This window comes from Rathayibacter sp. CAU 1779 (genome assembly GCF_054551755.1).
In genome coordinates, this window is sequence record NZ_JBTOLK010000001.1 from 1,121,606 (window position 1) to 1,137,100 (window position 15,495).

Genomic DNA, 15,495 nt, shown 5'->3' on the forward strand with positions numbered 1-15,495 from the left:
ACTACCTGCCTAATGACTGTCAAGTCGGCGCGTCGCGGTGTCAGGCGAACGTACAGCGTTGTAACGGCGGGCGCACGGATTCACGGATGAAAACCCCGTTCGTGACGGGTTTTCGAGCCGATTCCGGGGCGGCGACCTTTGGGCCGGGCGAGGCGGTTTGCCAAGGGAGGGGACCGCGTCGGGGACGCGGACCTACCCTGAAGGCATGCCACGACGAACAGGTGGCGAAACGGTCCACACGCACGGTCTGACCCAGGCGGTCGAGTGGCTGGACGACAAGCTGGTCCCGGTTCTGGGACCCGCGCCGCTCGGCCCCTACGACGCTGAGCCGCCGCACAGCACGGCGTGCCCGCTGTGCGGGCTGCCGCTGGCCGGTCACGACACGGAGAAGTCGGAGGGACACGTTTTCTTGCGTTGCCCCGACGGAACCGTGACGGAGACCGGGCGGGCGGCTTGACCTGTCGGCCGCACGGCGTGCTCGCGCCGCAACGCGCCGACCGTGTGAACCGAGGAGCCGGAGAGTGAACGTGCCGGGCGAAGCCCGGCGCGGCACGAGGCGTGCGCTCTCGCGTGCTCTCGGCCTCCCGCCGCCGCTTTCCCCTCGAGCCCGCACGTTGCAGTCCATCCACCCCGTTATTCGCGTGAATACCTGGGTGGATCGGCAACAGAGGGGTGGGCGGGCAGCAGAGGGGTGGCTGGCAACAGAGGGGTGGCTGGCAACAGAGGGTGGATCGGCAACAGAGGGGTGGGTGGCAACAGAGGGGTGGGTGGCAACAGAGGGGTGGGTGGACCGCAGAGGGGTGGATCGGCAACACAGGGGTGGGTGGAGCGCAGGGCGAGTAGGGGCGGTGGCGGGCGTCCGCTGCGCGCTCAGAGCGGCAGGCGGCTCAGCAGTTCCGTGCGCAGGCGGGTGAGGCCGTCGCGCAGCTCGGTGATGGCGGCATCCGGGATGCCGGTGTGAGCGGATGCGCGGCGGAGGTCAGCACGCACCTGCTGCCGGAACTCGTTCAGCACGATCTCCGCCTGCCTGAGGGCGAACCGGGACTCCGCACGCGGGTCTGGCGTGGCATCCTTCGGCGCACCGGCGCCAGTCGCTGCCTGGGCATCGCGCTTCGCGTCGCGGGCGGCGGCCGCGAGGTCGGCGCGCAGGCTCTTCATCGCCTGGTTCACGCCGGCGCGCACCTCGTCGGCCATGCGGCGGAGGGAGTCCGTGACCTCGTTCTCGATGTCGTCGAGTTCGGATGCCCGTGTCTGCAGTTCCGTGCGTCCGGCATCCGTGATGGCGTACACGGTCTTGCGGCCGACCGTCGTCTTCGTGACGAGTCCTTCTTCTTCGAGCTTCGACAGGCGGGGGTAGATCGTGCCCGCGCTCGGGCTGTACGTGCCGCCGAAGCGGTCGCTCAGCGCCTGGATGAGCTCGTATCCGTGCTTCGGGGACTCGTCCAGCAGGCTCAGCAGGTAGAGCCGGAGGCTGCCGTGGGAGAAGACCGCGGGCGTCATGCGGCGCCGTCCGCGGCGTCCGTGGAATCCGCGGCAGCGGCCGGCGCAGGCCGCGCACCTGAGCCGGCGGGGCGGCGGACGACGGAGAGGTTGCCCGAGACGGAGTTGACGGACATGTCGAGCCAGCGTCCCTCGAGCGATCCGGTCTGGTGGGTGAACGTCTTGCCCATCGAACCGCGCACGATGGTGGTGCCGTCGAGATGGGCGACGCCACTGACCGTGTTGATGCGGTAGCGCACGCCGACCGAGTCGTCGATCCGCAGGGTGACGTCACCCGAGACCGTGTTCGTTCGCACGTCGAACGGCACGTCGAAGAGGTCGAGATAGATGTTCGCGCTCACGCTGTCGACGCTGAACTTGGGCACGCTGCCCGACACCGTGATGTCGCCGGAGACGGTGTGCGCCGCGACCTCGCCGCGGTGGCCCCTGGCCGTCAGCTCTCCGCTGACGGTGTTGAGATCCAGATCGCCGATCACGTCGTCGGTCGTGATCTCGCCGCTGACGGTGTTGAGCTTCGCGTCGGTCACGAGTCCGCTGATGAGAGCGGTGGCGGACACGACGCCGAGCGTGAGTGCCACGTCTCGCGGAACGAGGATGGTGACATCCGCTTCCGCCTTGCCCCGCCAGGATCGGAACACTTCGATGAAGTTGTCCCAGCGCCACTGCGGGTGGTCGACCTCGAGCACGTCGCCGTCGATGGAGACCTTGATCTCCTTGCCTGAGACGTTGGTCACCTCGACGCGTGCCGAGGGGCCGTCGTGGCCGATGACGTCGACCTGACCGCCGATCAGGCTCACCTTGAGCTTGCGCACGATCTCCAGGTCGATGGTCTTCGAGTCGCCCGGCATGATCAGCCAGCGTTCCTGTGCCATGGTCTTCTGCCCTTTCGTCTGACGCTCGCCGGTCTGGCCGGGGGGGGGGGGGGGGGGGACAGGGGGGGGCCATGGTGAGCGTCGCTTCGTTCGTATGGGGTGTCGTGCATAAGTCTCGGGGATCGAGATATATCGCGACTGATAACAAACACGATATATCGCGTCTCGTGATCGCGCAAGACGGCTGACGAAGAAGTCGCTCGGGTGACGAAGAGCTCGGGTGATGAGAAGTTGTTCAGACGTGCTTGCCGTGGCGTCATCGGTGGATGAGGCTGGGGCTGTTGCGACCGTCGGTCGTCGACGCAGCAAGCCGAAGCAGGTTTCCTACTGGTGTGGGTCAGGGTGGGCAATCTGCTCGGCCTTCGCGGAAGATCCTTCGCGGGCGCTCCTTTGCGGAAGCTGGTCGGGCAATGCCGAGAAGCGAGATGAGGCATGGATGAGCGAGCTTCCCGAGTTGCGCACGATCGACGACGAGGAGATGCGGCGCATCCTCGCCGAGGCGAGGCCGTACACGGTGGTGCTGCTGCATCCGGGACCGGAATTCGCATCTCCGGATGCGCGGGCGATCATTTGGGAGCACGGACGCAGGAACATGCAACTGCGCGATGCGGGCATCCTCTCGATCGTGCTGCCGGTGCGCGATGGCGGCGACCTCGCCGGAGTCGGTGTCTTCGGTGCGAACGCGGAGGAGACCCGGGCGATCATGGCGGGCGATCCAGCGGTCGCGGCCGGAGTGCTCGTCGCCGAGGTGCACGAGGCATCCGGATTCCCGGGGAGCGCATTGCCCGCCGTCGACGCGGATCGGAGTTGATCGGCACCGCTTGACTCTCCCCTCGGGGGAGGCTCGAGAACGGTGTCATGACAACTCACGACACCGAGTTCGACACTCACCGGGGCGCCGGGATCGACGCGCAGTTCGACGCTCCGACCGATCCCGAGCCCGACACCGGGCGCTCCGTCGCTGTACGCGGAACCGACGACCGTGCGGATGCCGTTTCCCGGCCTCCGTGGCGCGCCCTCAGCGCGCTGCTCATCGGCACGTTCATCACGGCCATCGACTTCTTCATCGTCAACGTCGCGCTCCCCTCGATGCAGGCGGAGCTGCACGCCAGCGAGGGCTCGGTGGAGTGGTTCGTCGCGGCGTTCTCTCTGGGGACTGCGGCATCGCTGCTCACCGCGGCGCGGATCGGTGACCGCTTCGGCCGACGTGGTGCCTTCGTGATCGGCATCGCGGTGTTCGTCGCCGCGTCCGTGCTCTGCGCGGCGGCGGCCGACGCGGAAGTGCTGGTGGTCGGACGCTTCATCCAGGGCGTCGCCACGGCATTCGTGACGACAAGTGTGATGGCGATGATCGGGTCCGTGTTCCACGGGCCCGCCAGAGCGCGGGCGGTCGGGCTCTACGCCGCGGTGCTCGGCATCGGGGCCGCAGCCGGCCAGATCATCGGCGGACTCCTCGTCGGTGCCGACCTCTGGGGACTCGGATGGCGGTCCATCTTCGCGATCAACGTGCCCATCGGCATCCTCGCCCTCGTGCTCACGCCGTTCGTCGTGCCTGCGACCCGCGGCATTGCTCGGCGCTTGGATGTCTGGGGCGTCGTGCTGATGACGGCGGCCATCGTCGCGCTCGTGCTGCCGCTGGTGGAGGGACGCGACAGCGGATGGGCGCCCTGGGTGTGGGCGAGCTTCGCGCTCGTCCCCATCCTCGTGGCAGGGTTCTTCGCGCAGCAGCGCCGTCTCGAGGCGCGTGGTGGCGAGCCGATGTTCCCACCGATGCTGGTGCGCACCCCGGCATTCAGGTCGGGACTGCTCTGGCAGCTCGTGTTCTGGTGCGGGCAGGGATCGTTCTACGTCGTGCTGACCATGTATCTCCAGCTCGGCCGTGGTCTGACCGCGCTCGAGTCGGGGACCATCTTCCTCGGACTCGCCGTGCCGTACTTCGCGGCCGTCGCGCTCGTGCCGCGGCTCGTCGTCCGCATCGGACGTCTGGTGCTGGTGCTCGGCAGCATCGCGAACCTGATCGGCTTCGCTGCGCTCGCCGTCGTCGCGCTGACCGGAGCGGATGCGGCGTGGGTCCTGGTCGGCCTGGTGTTCTGCGGCGCCGCGCAGGGTCTGAGCATCCCGCCGTCCACGAGCCTCGTGCTGGGCACAGCGAACCCCGCGGATGCCGGGATCGTCTCCGGCGCATTGTCCACCATGCAGCAGGTGGGCGGTGCGCTCGGCGTCGCCGTCGTCGGCACGGTGTTCTTCGGGGTGCTGGGGTCGGCGACGCAGGGCGGATCCGGAGTCGCGGATGCCTTCGCCTCGAGCCTCTGGCCGCTCGCGATCGTCGCAGCCCTGGCGCTGCTGCTCACCTTCCTCCTGCCGCGCGGTGAGCGCGTGGTGCGCGTGGCACGCGCTCGAGGCGTGACGGAGTCGCTTCGAATCGCGGAGCAGCCGGGCACGGCTGGTGCGGACGTCGCGGCGACGGCGGATCCGCGCGCGTCGGTCGTGAACGCCGGAGAGACGCGATGACCGCCGTGCGGCGGGGGTCGGTCCTCCCCGCGTCACTCCAGCCGCGGCATCCGGATGCGAGGATCGTCGACGTGGCGCACAGTCTCGTCTCCATCGGCGACTTCTCCCGCATGACGCACCTCACGGTGAAGGCCCTGCGGTACTACCACGACGTGGGCGTGCTGGCGCCTGCGGACATCGATCCGGACAGCGGATACCGCAGGTACAGCACAGAGCAGGTGCCCGTCGCGCAGGTGGTGCGGCGCCTCCGCGACCTCGACATGCCGATCGACGCGGTGCGCGAGGTGGTCTCGGCACCGGACGTCGAGTCGAGGAACGCCGCGATCGCCGACCACCTCTCGCGGATGGAGCAGCAGCTGGCGCAGACGCGGTCGGCTGTGGCATCCCTCCGCTCGCTGCTCCAGCCGGTGAAGCGGGGCGGACGCGAGATCGAGTTCCGGTTCTCGGTGCCGACGCCGGCACTGGCGATCGGCACGAGGGCGTCCCTCGGGGATGCGCTCGCCTTCGTCGCCGGTGCCGTCACCGAGATCCTCGCCACGGGGCAGGAACTGGAGCTCGGCGAGCCCGGAGTTCCCGGCGCGCTCTTCTTCGAGGACGTCTTCGAGAAGGACTCCGGTGAGCTCGTGGCGTTCGTGCCGTTCGAACGGCCCACGGCACCTGGCGCCGGTGACGGCGTGGCGGCCGGCACCTTGCCCAGCACGGTGCCCGGACGAGCCGATTGGTACGAAGTCCCGGGCGGCGAGTGGGCCGTGCTGCTGCACACCGGAACGCATGACGATCTCGACACGGCGTACGCGGAGGCGGGCGCGTTCGTCGCGTCGCGCGCGATCGGGGTGGCCGGTGCGATCCGGGAGGACTTCCTCGTCTCGCGGCTGCAGACGCCCGACGCCGATGCCTGGCGCACCGAGGTGTGGTGGCCGGTGTTCCGGACGGCGGCATCGGCGTGACGTCCGCTCGGGCTTCCGAGTGACATCCACTCGAACCATGAGGTTGACATTGACGCAACGTCAACCTCTAGCGTCGAAGACATGAAGGATGACACGGATGCCGCACCGTCCGTCGAGCGCTCCATCCAGGACCTCGCCAGGCTCGTCGGCACCACCAGCCGCACGCTGCGTCACTACGACGACATCGGGCTGCTGAAGCCGAGCCGCATCGGCGCGAACGGATACCGCTACTACGACGAACGTGCGTTCGTGCGGCTGCAGCGGATCCTGCTCCTGCGCGATCTCGGGCTCGGGCTCGCGGATATCGCGGCAGTGCTCGACCGCGAACGGGACGAGACCGTCGCGCTCCGGCACCACCTGCACTGGCTGAAGAGCGAGCAGGAACGGCTTGCGCGGCAGGCGGCATCCGTGGCATCCACCATCGACGCTCTGCAGAAGGGAGAGGCGATCATGGCCGAGAACGCGTTCGACGGATTCGATCACACGCAGTACAAGGAGGAGGTCGAGGAGCGCTGGGGTAAGCAGTCATATGCAAAGAGCGACGCATGGTGGCGCTCGAAGAGCGAGACCGAGAAGCGGGCGTTCCAGCAGCAGCATCTCGACATCTCGGCCGACTACGCATCGGCCAGAGCGGACGGCGTGGACCCGGCTGACGACCGCGTGCAGCAGATCGTGCAGCGTCATGTGGACTGGTTGAACCTCTCGGCGCCGGCGACCGGAGTGACCGTCAATCGTGACGTGCTGCTCGGATACGGCGACATGTACGTCGCCGACGAGCGGTTCGCCGCGAACTACGGCGGCGCAGAGGGTGCGGCCTACGTGCGAGACGCGTTCCGCGCCTACGCGGACCGGGTGCTGTAGCACTTTCGTGAGGCGGAAGGGGCACTTTCGGGCGGCGAAACGGGCACTCTCGTGAGGCGGAAGGGGCACTTTCGGGCGGGGGCGGTGTGGCGCCGGGGTGGCGGGGCCGGGTCAGCGCCGGGGGCCGAGGGCCCAGGGCTCCGGGGGGCGCGAGCGGCTGCGGGATGCTGCGTCGGACTCGATGAGGCGGGCGTCGTCGGGTGAGACTGGTGCGGCATCCGGGATCCGCAGGGCGAACAGCGGGATCGTGACGTGTACGAGTGGGCCGATGCAGAGCGCGAACGCCAGGGTGCCCCATCCGACGTTGCCGCCGAGCAGCCAGCCGACCAGCAGCACGCCGGCCTCGATGCCCGACCGCACGAGCCAGATGGGCCGTCCGGTGCGGGCGTGCAGGCCGGTCATCAGGCCATCCCGCGGGCCGGGTCCATATTGGGCTCCGATATAGAGACCGGATGCCACGGCGATGAGCAGCAGGCCCCCCGCGAACTGCAGGATGCGCACCCACAGCTCGTTCGGTTGCGGGATGACCCACAGTCCGAACTGCGCCGCCGGTCCGATCAGCAGCACGTTGAGCACGGTGCCGAGTCCCGGACGCTGGCGCAGCGGGATCCACAACAGCAGGACGATTGCGCCAACGAGGTTGGTCACAAGACCGAACGGGATGCCGGTGTGCAGCGTGATGCCCTGAGCGAGGACATCCCACGGCTCGATGCCGATGGTGGCCTGCATCATGGTCGCCATCGCGAATCCGTAGAGGAAGAGTCCGATCAGCAGCTGTGTCATCCGGCGAGCCCGCGTCGCGGGGCGCACGCTCAGCGGCCGGACATGCAGCGCTCTCGCACCAAGGGCTCGAGCATTCGCGAACGTTCGAAGGCTCTGCGTGCGGAAGCCCGTCAGCGCCTGAACGCCGAGAGGACGTGCACTCCGGGGCCGATCGTCCACGGGTGGCGCGGGGAGCTCGATTGGCTGCATGTAGATATCCAATTCTAGGATTGGCCTTCTCATGAATAGCCAATTCAGTTAAAGTGGCCTGATGGCCGCCACGTCGATCAGCTCCCGCTCCCTTCTCGACCTGCTCGGCCAGTGGCGCGATGCCGGGCCGTCGTACGAGGCGCTGGCCGATCGCATCCGCTTGCTCGTCATCGACGGACGCCTGCTCTCCGGCGTGCGCCTGCCTGCGGAGCGCGAGCTCGCCGCGCAGCTCGATGTCAGCCGCACCACGGTGACGGCCGCGTACCAGCGGCTGCGTGATCAGGGCTTCGCCGTCAGCCGACAGGGCTCGGGCACGAGGACGGCCATCCCCGGCACGGCACCTGCTTCGCCGACGCCTCCCAGTGGCCTGCTCGACTTCACCAAGGCCGCGCTCCCTGCGCCGTCGACGATGGCGGATGCCGTGCGCCGCGCATCCGAATCGCTCACGCCGCTGCTCGCCGACAGCGGCTACGACACCGTGGGTCAGCCGGGGCTGCGGGCCGCGATCGCCCGCCGGTACACCGAGCGCGGACTGCCGACGGATCCGGACGAGGTGCTCGTCACCGTCGGCGCGCAGCAGGCGATCACGCTCATCGGGCGGACGCTGGTGAGCCGGGGCGACCGGGTGCTGATCGAGGTGCCGACGTATCCGCACGCGTACGACGCGCTCGCCGCGGCAGGCGCACGTCTCGTGTCAGCCCCGGTCTCCGTGGACTCGCGCGATGGATGGGACGTGGACGCGTTCGAGTCCGTGGTGCGCCGCACCTCACCCGCCGTCGCCTACGTCATGCCGGACTTCCAGAACCCGACCGGACGCTCGATGTCGGCATCCGTGCGCCGTCGGATCCTCGACGCGGCCGCTGCGCAGGGGACGGTCGTGGTCGCCGACGAGACGCCGGGCGAGCTCGACATCGATCGGCCGCACACCCTCCCGCCGCTCGCGGCGGCCGCCGGCGGAGCGCAGGTGATCATGATCGGCTCGGCCAGCAAGACCATGTGGGGCGGGCTCCGGGTGGGCTGGGTGCGCGCGGAACGGACCGTCATCCGTCGGCTGCACGCCGTTCGCGTCAACATGGACCTCGGAACGCCCGTGCTCGATCAGCTCGTCGTCGCTGCGCTGTTCGAGGACTACGGCCGGGTGCTCGCCGAACGACGGGCAGCGCTCCGAGTCGGCCGCGACGCGGCGGAACGCGTCATCGCCGAGGCGTTCCCGGACTGGGTCGTGCCGCACGTGCATGGCGGGCTCGCCTTGTGGGTCAACATCGGCGCGCCGGTCAGCTCCCAGCTCGCCCTGGCAGCGCGCAGCGAGGGACTGCTCGTGACGGCTGGGCCGCGCTTCGGCGTGGACGGCGCGTTCGAGCGGTTCCTGCGCATCCCGATCACGTACTCCGAGAGGGATGTGGAGCGCGCGGTCTCGGCGCTGCAGCGGGCGTGGCCGGCCGCGGCGCGGCATCCGCTCCCCGAAGCGGGGATGCTCGCGGCTGTCGTCTGAGTCGGCTCGCGTCGCATCTCCTCGATCTGCTTCATGGGCAGTGGCCCCTGATTCGGCCATGGGACGTTACGGCGCGTCATGCGTCGGCGCCTTGGAGCTGCCAATTCGTCGTGCTCCTCGCTGCCGAAGGCCACGCCCAATCAGCACACGGCACAAAACCACTGACCGAACAGCAAAGCCACCGTCTCGCGCGGGAGACCGCCGACCTCATCGTGCGGGCCGAGCACATCCCCGGAGAGATCTGCCGATACCCGGTGCCCCGCCGCAGTATCCGCGGCCTCCGTGGACCTCACACCTAGGGTGTGCTGCCAAGCCAATTTCGGATGTTCCACGGCGAGTCCCGGAGACGAGTCTCGCCGTGCGACCTTGCCGACGTATGCTCCGGTGCGAGAATCACAGCGTGGGCAGTATCGCCGCTCTTCGTGGTGGGCAAGGAGAGGGAGCATTATGTCGAGGGAAACGAAATCGCTGACACTGAACCCTCAGCTAGAGGCGTTTCAGGCATCACTGATCGACAATTACGCTGCGGCGAACCGGACGGCGAAGCATGGGCAGACCGTCTTCGTCGGCTCCAGCCTCATGGAGATCTTCCCCATCGAGGAATGGGAGGAAAGCGGCGAAGTCGCCTTTGACACATACATCTACAACCGGGCTGTCCGAGCCACGACCACTGCATTCCTGCTGGAGCACATCGACACGCAGATCTTCGATCTGGAGCCGTCGAAGCTCTTCATCAACATCGGCACGAATGACATCGGGTTCAGTGTGCCGGAAGAAGAATTCCTGGCGAATGAACGTGAGATCTTCCGCCAGATCGCCGAACGGCTGCCCGACTGCGAAACCTACGCACTGAGGTACTACCCGATCAACACGGTGGACTTCCAGAACGACGAGGACGAGAAGACACTCTTCGCGACGCGCTCCAACGCAGCGTTCCAGGCCGCATCGGACAAGATCGAGGCGATCGCGCGGGAGTTCGGATTCCGCTTCATCGACGTGAACGCGGGCTTGGCCGACGAACGGGGCAATCTGAAGAAGGAATTGACCTTCGACGGCGCACACCTCAACCCGGACGGCTACCGAGTGGTGCTGACGAACCTCACGCCGTACCTCTGAGCGAAGCGCCTTACGTCGCGTAACCAGGTCGTCGTGCTGTTGGCTGCTGGCGAGCCAGTGGAGGGTGACGGCGAGGCAGAGTCCGGCATGGCAGTTGCGAGCGGCCTTGTCTGAGCGCATCGCGTTGCCGCACCACACTGTCCCACGCAACAAATGAACGGGTTCAGCAAGGCGAGCTAGTACTCGCCGTCTTCGCCGCTTCCGTTGGAACACGTGGTGGTCGCGGCCGTCTGGCCGAACACGTTGTCGCTCAGCTCGGCGGGGGTCGAAGCGGGTGCAGGGGACGCGGAGCCCGTGGACGGCGTGCTGCCCGCATCGGATGCCGCGGGCTGGTCGGTCGCGGCGACCGAGCCCTGGCCCGTGCCGGCGATCAGGCTCAGCGGCTGATCGGCGGCGATCGCGTCGGTGAGGGTCTTCGCGGAGTCCTCGTCGGGGACCACCTTCTGATCGTTCTCCGGGTCGGTCAGCACCGGATACTGCACGAACGTGATCTTGCTGAAGTCGAGGCCCTTCACAGCGAGCGCGAGCTGGTACAGCGAGGTCGCGTTGTTCAGGTTGTCGGTGAACTGGATGTTCGACGCCGCCGCCTTCGCAAGACCCCACAGCTTCACCGGATTGGAGAGCGTGTTCCCGCCGAGGATCGTGCGCACGAGCGACGAGAGGAAGACCTGCTGGTTGCTGATGCGGGACAGGTCGCTCGCACCCTGGACGCCGTGGCGAGTGCGGAGGAACTCTGCGGCTTGTTCGCCTTGCAGGGTCACGTTGCCGGGAGGCAGCTTGAGGTTCGTCTTCGGATCGTCGATGCCGTCCCCGCCGATGCAGACGGTGACTCCGCCGACGGCGTTCGACATGGCCACGACGCCGAGGAACTTGATGAGACCCGCGGCCTGCACGTCCAGCCCGGTGAGGCTCTTGATGACCTCGACGGTGCACGGAAGGCCGCCGTCGGCCAGCGAGTAGTTGAGCGGCGTGTAGTCGATCGGACTGTTCCATCCGCCGTGGCCATCCGGACACTTGGGGAAGTCGATCATCAGGTCGCGCGGAAAGCTGATCACCTCGGCGTGCGTGTGATCCTGCGAGAGGTGCAGCAGCATCGTCACGTCGTTGTTGCCCACGCCCGAGCTGTCGTCGAGCGTTCCGTAATCGCCGCCCTGGTCCGTGCGCGAGTCGGTCGCGGCGATCACGATGTTCATACCGCCCTGCAGCGCGCCGATGTCCGGGATGGGTCCGGCGGTCTGGCCGACCAGATGTACGGGCGGCGGCGCGTCGCTCACGAGGTTCGCCGCCGCAACGCCCACGATGCCGAGAGTGCTGACCAGGGCGACTGCCGCGACCGAGGCGACGACCTTGGCGGCAGTGGACAACGGATGCCGCCGCAAGCGTCCGTGTCGCGCGATGCTGTGCCGGCGTCGGGGGTGTTCGTCGCCGGAGGCAGGGTGCGCCGGCGCGGGCGTGCCATCGTGCGGCATCCAGTCGTCATCCGTCATCGGCGACTCCTCTCCCCGGTGAAGCCTGACACGCGGGATTCGCTGTGCTCAAGCGCAGCCCATTGCGTCCGCAGGTAGTTGACAGGAATCAACCGTCCAGCCGCGGGTGCGATAATCGCCCGGTCGGCGGGGATGCCGGCGTCCTGCAGATCGCGTCATCTCACTCTTCTAAGGATTCGCACGTGCACTCCCTTGCCGTTCTGAGCATGAAGAACCGTGCTCTCATAGCGCTCGTCACGATCGTGGTCGCCGTCTTCGGCGGCATCGCGCTCACCAACCTCAAGCAGGAGTTGACGCCGTCGATCGACTTCCCGGAGCTGGTCATCGTGACCACGTACCCTGGCGCTTCGCCGCAGGTGGTCGAGAACGACGTGAGCACGCCGATCGAGTCGGCGATCCAGAACGTGCCGAACCTCGACAGCACGTCCGCGGTGAGCAGCACGAACCAGTCGCTGATCACGGCGAAGTTCAACTACGGATCCGACCTCGACACGGCCGAGCAGAAGATCAACCAGGCCATCGGCAACATCTCGGGCCGGTTGCCGTCGAACGTGAAGCCGCAGGTCTTCGCCGGATCCATTTCCGACCTGCCGATCATCGAGCTCGCCGTCACGAGCGACGAGAGCGAGAAGCAGCTCGCTGCCGACCTCAACCGCCTCGTGCTGCCCGACATCACGAAGATGGACGGCGTCGCATCCGCTCAGCTGATCGGTGCCGTCGGGCAGCGCGTCACCATCACGCCGGATCCCGCGAAGATGGCAGCGGATGGCGTGACCACGCAGTCCATCACGACCGCGCTGCAGCAGAACGGCGTGCTGGTCGGGGCCGGATCCATCACCGCCGACGGCAAGACGCTCAACGTGCAGGCCGGGTCCACGATCACGGCGGTGGACCAGATCGCCTCGCTCCCGCTCGTGTCGTCGGGCTCGGCCTCGGCATCCGGATCCGCATCGAGCTCGGGCTCGGCCGCCTCGGAATCGAGCGCGACGGAATCGTCGGGGGGATCGGCATCCGCTTCGGAGAGCGCCGCGGCAGCGGCCGCCGCACAGGCAGCGCAGACACCCGACGTGCACACCATCGGGGATGTCGCGACGGTGGGCATCACGGACGACCCCACCTCCTCGATCTCGCGCGTCAACGGCAAGCCCGCGCTCACCATCGCTGTCACGAAGACACCGACGGCCAACACGGTGCAGGTGTCCAACGAGGTGAAGAAGCAGACGTCGAGCTTCGAGAAGTCCCTTGGGCACAACGCGACGTTCACCTCGGTGTTCGATCAGGCGCCGTTCATCGAGCAGTCGATCAACTCGCTGGCGGAGGAAGGGCTTCTCGGCCTGTTGTTCGCCGTGATCATCATCCTGATCTTCCTGTTGTCGATCAGGTCGACGCTCGTCACGGCCATCTCCATCCCGACGTCCGTGCTCATCACGTTCATCGGCATGTGGGCCAGCGGCTACACGCTGAACATCATCACGCTCGGCGGTCTGACCATCGCGATCGGACGCGTGGTGGACGACTCCATCGTCGTGATCGAGAACATCAAGCGGCACATGGTCGCGGGAGTCGATCGCGCCAAGAGCATCGTCTCCGCGGTGCGCGAGGTGGCGGGCGCGGTCACGGCGTCGACCATCACCACCGTTGCGGTGTTCCTGCCGATCGCGTTCGTCGGCGACGTGACCGGCGAGCTCTTCCGGCCGTTCGCCGTCACCGTGACCATCGCTCTTCTCTCATCGCTGCTCGTGGCGCTCACCATCGTTCCGGTGCTCGCGTACTGGTTCATCCGTCCGCCGAAGCCGGAGAAGCTCGCCAAGCGTGCCGCCAAGCAGGCCGCGAAGGACGAGCGCAGAGCCGCCACGCGGGCCGCCAAGGCGGCGTCGAAGAGCGGAGTCGTCGCATCAGAGGCGGAGGCGGCCAGGCAGGCGGAGTTCGCGGCGGACGACGCGGCGAGTCACATGTCGATCGCGGATGCCGTGGCCAGCGGACACGACGAGCTCGAGCATCCGTCCCGCCTGCAGCGCGGCTACCTGCCGATCATCAACTTCACGCTGAAGCACTCGGCGGTGACGATCATCGTCGCCGTGCTCGTGCTGGGCGGGACGCTGGCGCTCGCGCCGCTCATGAAGACCAACTTCCTGGGATCCAGCGGCCAGAACACCCTCTCGGTGACCCAGACCTTCGACCCAGGCACGAGCCTGCAGGCGGAGGATGACGCGGCCACCGTCGTCGAGAAGAAGCTTCTGACCATCGACGGCATCGACACCGTGCAGCTCTCCATCGGCACGTCAGGCAGCGCGTTGGCGGATGCCTTCGGCGGCGGGGGCGCGAACAGCGCCACCTTCTCCATCACGACGGATCCGGACGCCGACCAGGATGCGCTGCAGACCACCGTGCAGAACACGCTGAAGAGCCTGGATGTGCCCGGCGACCTCGCGGTGTCGTCGAACGCGGGATTCGGCGGATCCAGCAGCATCGAGGTGGACATCACCGCCTCGAACCAGGAGGACCTGAAGACGGCGACGGACTCCGTGGTCGGCCAGCTCGACAAGCTGAGCTCGGTGAACCAGGTGTCGAGCAACCTCGCCTCGACGCTGCCGTACATCGCGGTGAGCGTCGACCGCACGACGGCCGCCCAGTACGGCCTCAGCGAGGTCGCCGTCGGATCGCAGGTGTCGGCGGCCATGCAGCCGACGCAGGTGGGAACCGTGTCGATCGACAACACGTCGCTCACGATCTACATCGCCGACAAGAACCAGCCGATGACGGTGGACGAGCTGAAGAACCTGCAGATCCAGACGCTGCGCGGTCCGCAGCCGCTGTCGACCCTGGCCGACGTGCACGACGCGAAGGGACCGGCGACGGTCACGACGCAGAAGGGCCTGCAGAGCGCGACGGTGACGGCGAATCCGGTCGGCGACGACCTCAGCGCCGCGAACACGCAGGTGTCGGAGGCGCTCACGAAGGCGGACCTGCCGAGCGGGGCATCCGCGACGATCGGCGGCGTCACGTCGAACCAGGGCACGGCGTTCGCTCAGCTGGGGCTCGCGATGCTGGCGGCCATCCTGATCGTCTATGTGGTGATGGTGGCGACCTTCAAGTCCCTGCGTCAGCCGTTGCTGCTGCTCGTCTCGATCCCGTTCGCCGCCACCGGCGCCATCGGCCTGCAGCTCATCTCCGGTGTGCCGCTGGGAGTCGCATCCCTCATCGGAATGCTCATGCTGATCGGCATCGTGGTGACGAACGCCATCGTGCTCATCGACCTGGTGAACCAGTACCGCACGAAGGGGCTGTCGGTGCCGGATGCCGTGCGGCACGGCGCATCTCGCAGGCTGCGGCCGATCCTCATGACGGCTCTCGCGACGATCTTCGCGCTGCTGCCGATGGCGCTCGGCGTCACCGGTCACGGCGGATTCATCTCGCAGCCGCTGGCGATCATCGTGATCGGAGGGCTCATCTCGTCCACGCTGCTCACGCTCATCGTGCTGCCCACGCTGTACAACCTCGTGGAGGGCGCCCGCGACCGGCGTCGTGCCCGCCGGGAGGCCAGGCGCGGCGGTGGATCGGCGACGGGCGACACGGGAGGGGATGGATCAGGTTCCGGTGGCTCGGGTCCGGGCGGAACCGGTTCGGGCGATAGTGAGCCGACGCCGTCGGACGGCGCTCCGCAGGCGCCGACCGAGCCGGAGCCTGCTCCGGTCTGACGAGCGGTGGCGGCGTGTCGGGCTCGCCCAGCCACGAAT

At 67.9% G+C, this 15,495-nt stretch carries 12 protein-coding genes; 8 read left to right on the forward strand and 4 right to left on the reverse strand.

Going from position 1 to position 15,495, the window contains the following annotated elements:
- Window positions 1-205 precede the first annotated feature (205 nt).
- The gene (locus ACX9R5_RS05150; protein WP_459407925.1) at window positions 206-457 is read left to right on the forward strand and encodes a hypothetical protein; all 252 of its coding nucleotides are present in this window, start codon (window positions 206-208) and stop codon (window positions 455-457) included.
- 413 nt (window positions 458-870) lie between these two features.
- Here ACX9R5_RS05150 and ACX9R5_RS05155 read toward each other — a convergent pair whose 3' ends face one another.
- Together ACX9R5_RS05155 and ACX9R5_RS05160 are read right to left on the reverse strand one after the other, a co-directional pair.
- Window positions 871-1,500, reverse strand: coding sequence for a PadR family transcriptional regulator (locus tag ACX9R5_RS05155; protein ID WP_459407926.1), 630 nt, complete (start codon window positions 1,498-1,500; stop codon window positions 871-873).
- Window positions 1,497-2,372 carry a DUF4097 family beta strand repeat-containing protein gene (locus ACX9R5_RS05160; protein ID WP_459407927.1) on the reverse strand — a complete coding sequence of 292 codons (876 nt, stop codon included), beginning with the start codon at window positions 2,370-2,372 and terminating at the stop codon, window positions 1,497-1,499. Before ACX9R5_RS05160 ends, ACX9R5_RS05155 begins: the two co-directional genes overlap by 4 nt.
- A gap of 436 nt (window positions 2,373-2,808) precedes the next feature.
- On the opposite strand from ACX9R5_RS05160, the gene ACX9R5_RS05165 reads away from it, so the two are divergent.
- From ACX9R5_RS05165 to ACX9R5_RS05180, 4 genes are all read left to right on the forward strand, one after another.
- The gene (locus ACX9R5_RS05165; protein ID WP_459407928.1) at window positions 2,809-3,183 is read left to right on the forward strand and encodes a hypothetical protein; all 375 of its coding nucleotides are present in this window, start codon (window positions 2,809-2,811) and stop codon (window positions 3,181-3,183) included.
- A gap of 47 nt (window positions 3,184-3,230) precedes the next feature.
- Entirely contained in the window at window positions 3,231-4,883 is a 1,653-nt protein-coding gene (locus ACX9R5_RS05170) for an MFS transporter (protein ID WP_459407929.1), read from the forward strand.
- Between the two features lie 71 nt (window positions 4,884-4,954).
- Complete coding sequence (locus ACX9R5_RS05175; protein ID WP_459407930.1) at window positions 4,955-5,830, forward strand: MerR family transcriptional regulator; 876 nt, start codon at window positions 4,955-4,957, stop codon at window positions 5,828-5,830.
- Between the two features lie 81 nt (window positions 5,831-5,911).
- Window positions 5,912-6,691 (forward strand): MerR family transcriptional regulator, encoded by a 780-nt coding sequence (locus ACX9R5_RS05180; protein WP_459407931.1) that lies wholly within the window; start codon window positions 5,912-5,914, stop codon window positions 6,689-6,691.
- Window positions 6,692-6,802: 111 nt separating this feature from the next.
- Here the strand turns inward: ACX9R5_RS05180 and yczE are convergent, their stop codons facing one another.
- A complete protein-coding gene (gene yczE / locus ACX9R5_RS05185; protein ID WP_459407932.1) occupies window positions 6,803-7,474 on the reverse strand; it encodes a membrane protein YczE in 672 nt (223 codons plus the stop codon).
- Between the two features lie 250 nt (window positions 7,475-7,724).
- Here yczE and yczR point away from each other — a divergent pair, with 250 nt between their 5' ends.
- Window positions 7,725-9,155, forward strand: a complete 1,431-nt coding sequence (gene yczR / locus ACX9R5_RS05190) for a MocR-like transcription factor YczR (protein ID WP_459407933.1) — start codon at window positions 7,725-7,727, stop codon at window positions 9,153-9,155.
- 384 nt (window positions 9,156-9,539) lie between these two features.
- Window positions 9,540-10,271, forward strand: a complete 732-nt coding sequence (locus tag ACX9R5_RS05195) for an SGNH/GDSL hydrolase family protein (RefSeq protein ID WP_459407934.1) — start codon at window positions 9,540-9,542, stop codon at window positions 10,269-10,271.
- Window positions 10,272-10,447: 176 nt separating this feature from the next.
- Here ACX9R5_RS05195 and ACX9R5_RS05200 read toward each other — a convergent pair whose 3' ends face one another.
- On the reverse strand, window positions 10,448-11,758 hold the full coding sequence (locus ACX9R5_RS05200; protein ID WP_459407935.1) for an LCP family protein: 1,311 nt from the start codon (window positions 11,756-11,758) through the stop codon (window positions 10,448-10,450).
- A gap of 182 nt (window positions 11,759-11,940) precedes the next feature.
- Here ACX9R5_RS05200 and ACX9R5_RS05205 point away from each other — a divergent pair, with 182 nt between their 5' ends.
- Entirely contained in the window at window positions 11,941-15,456 is a 3,516-nt protein-coding gene (locus tag ACX9R5_RS05205; protein WP_459407936.1) for an efflux RND transporter permease subunit, read from the forward strand.
- Window positions 15,457-15,495 lie beyond the last annotated feature (39 nt).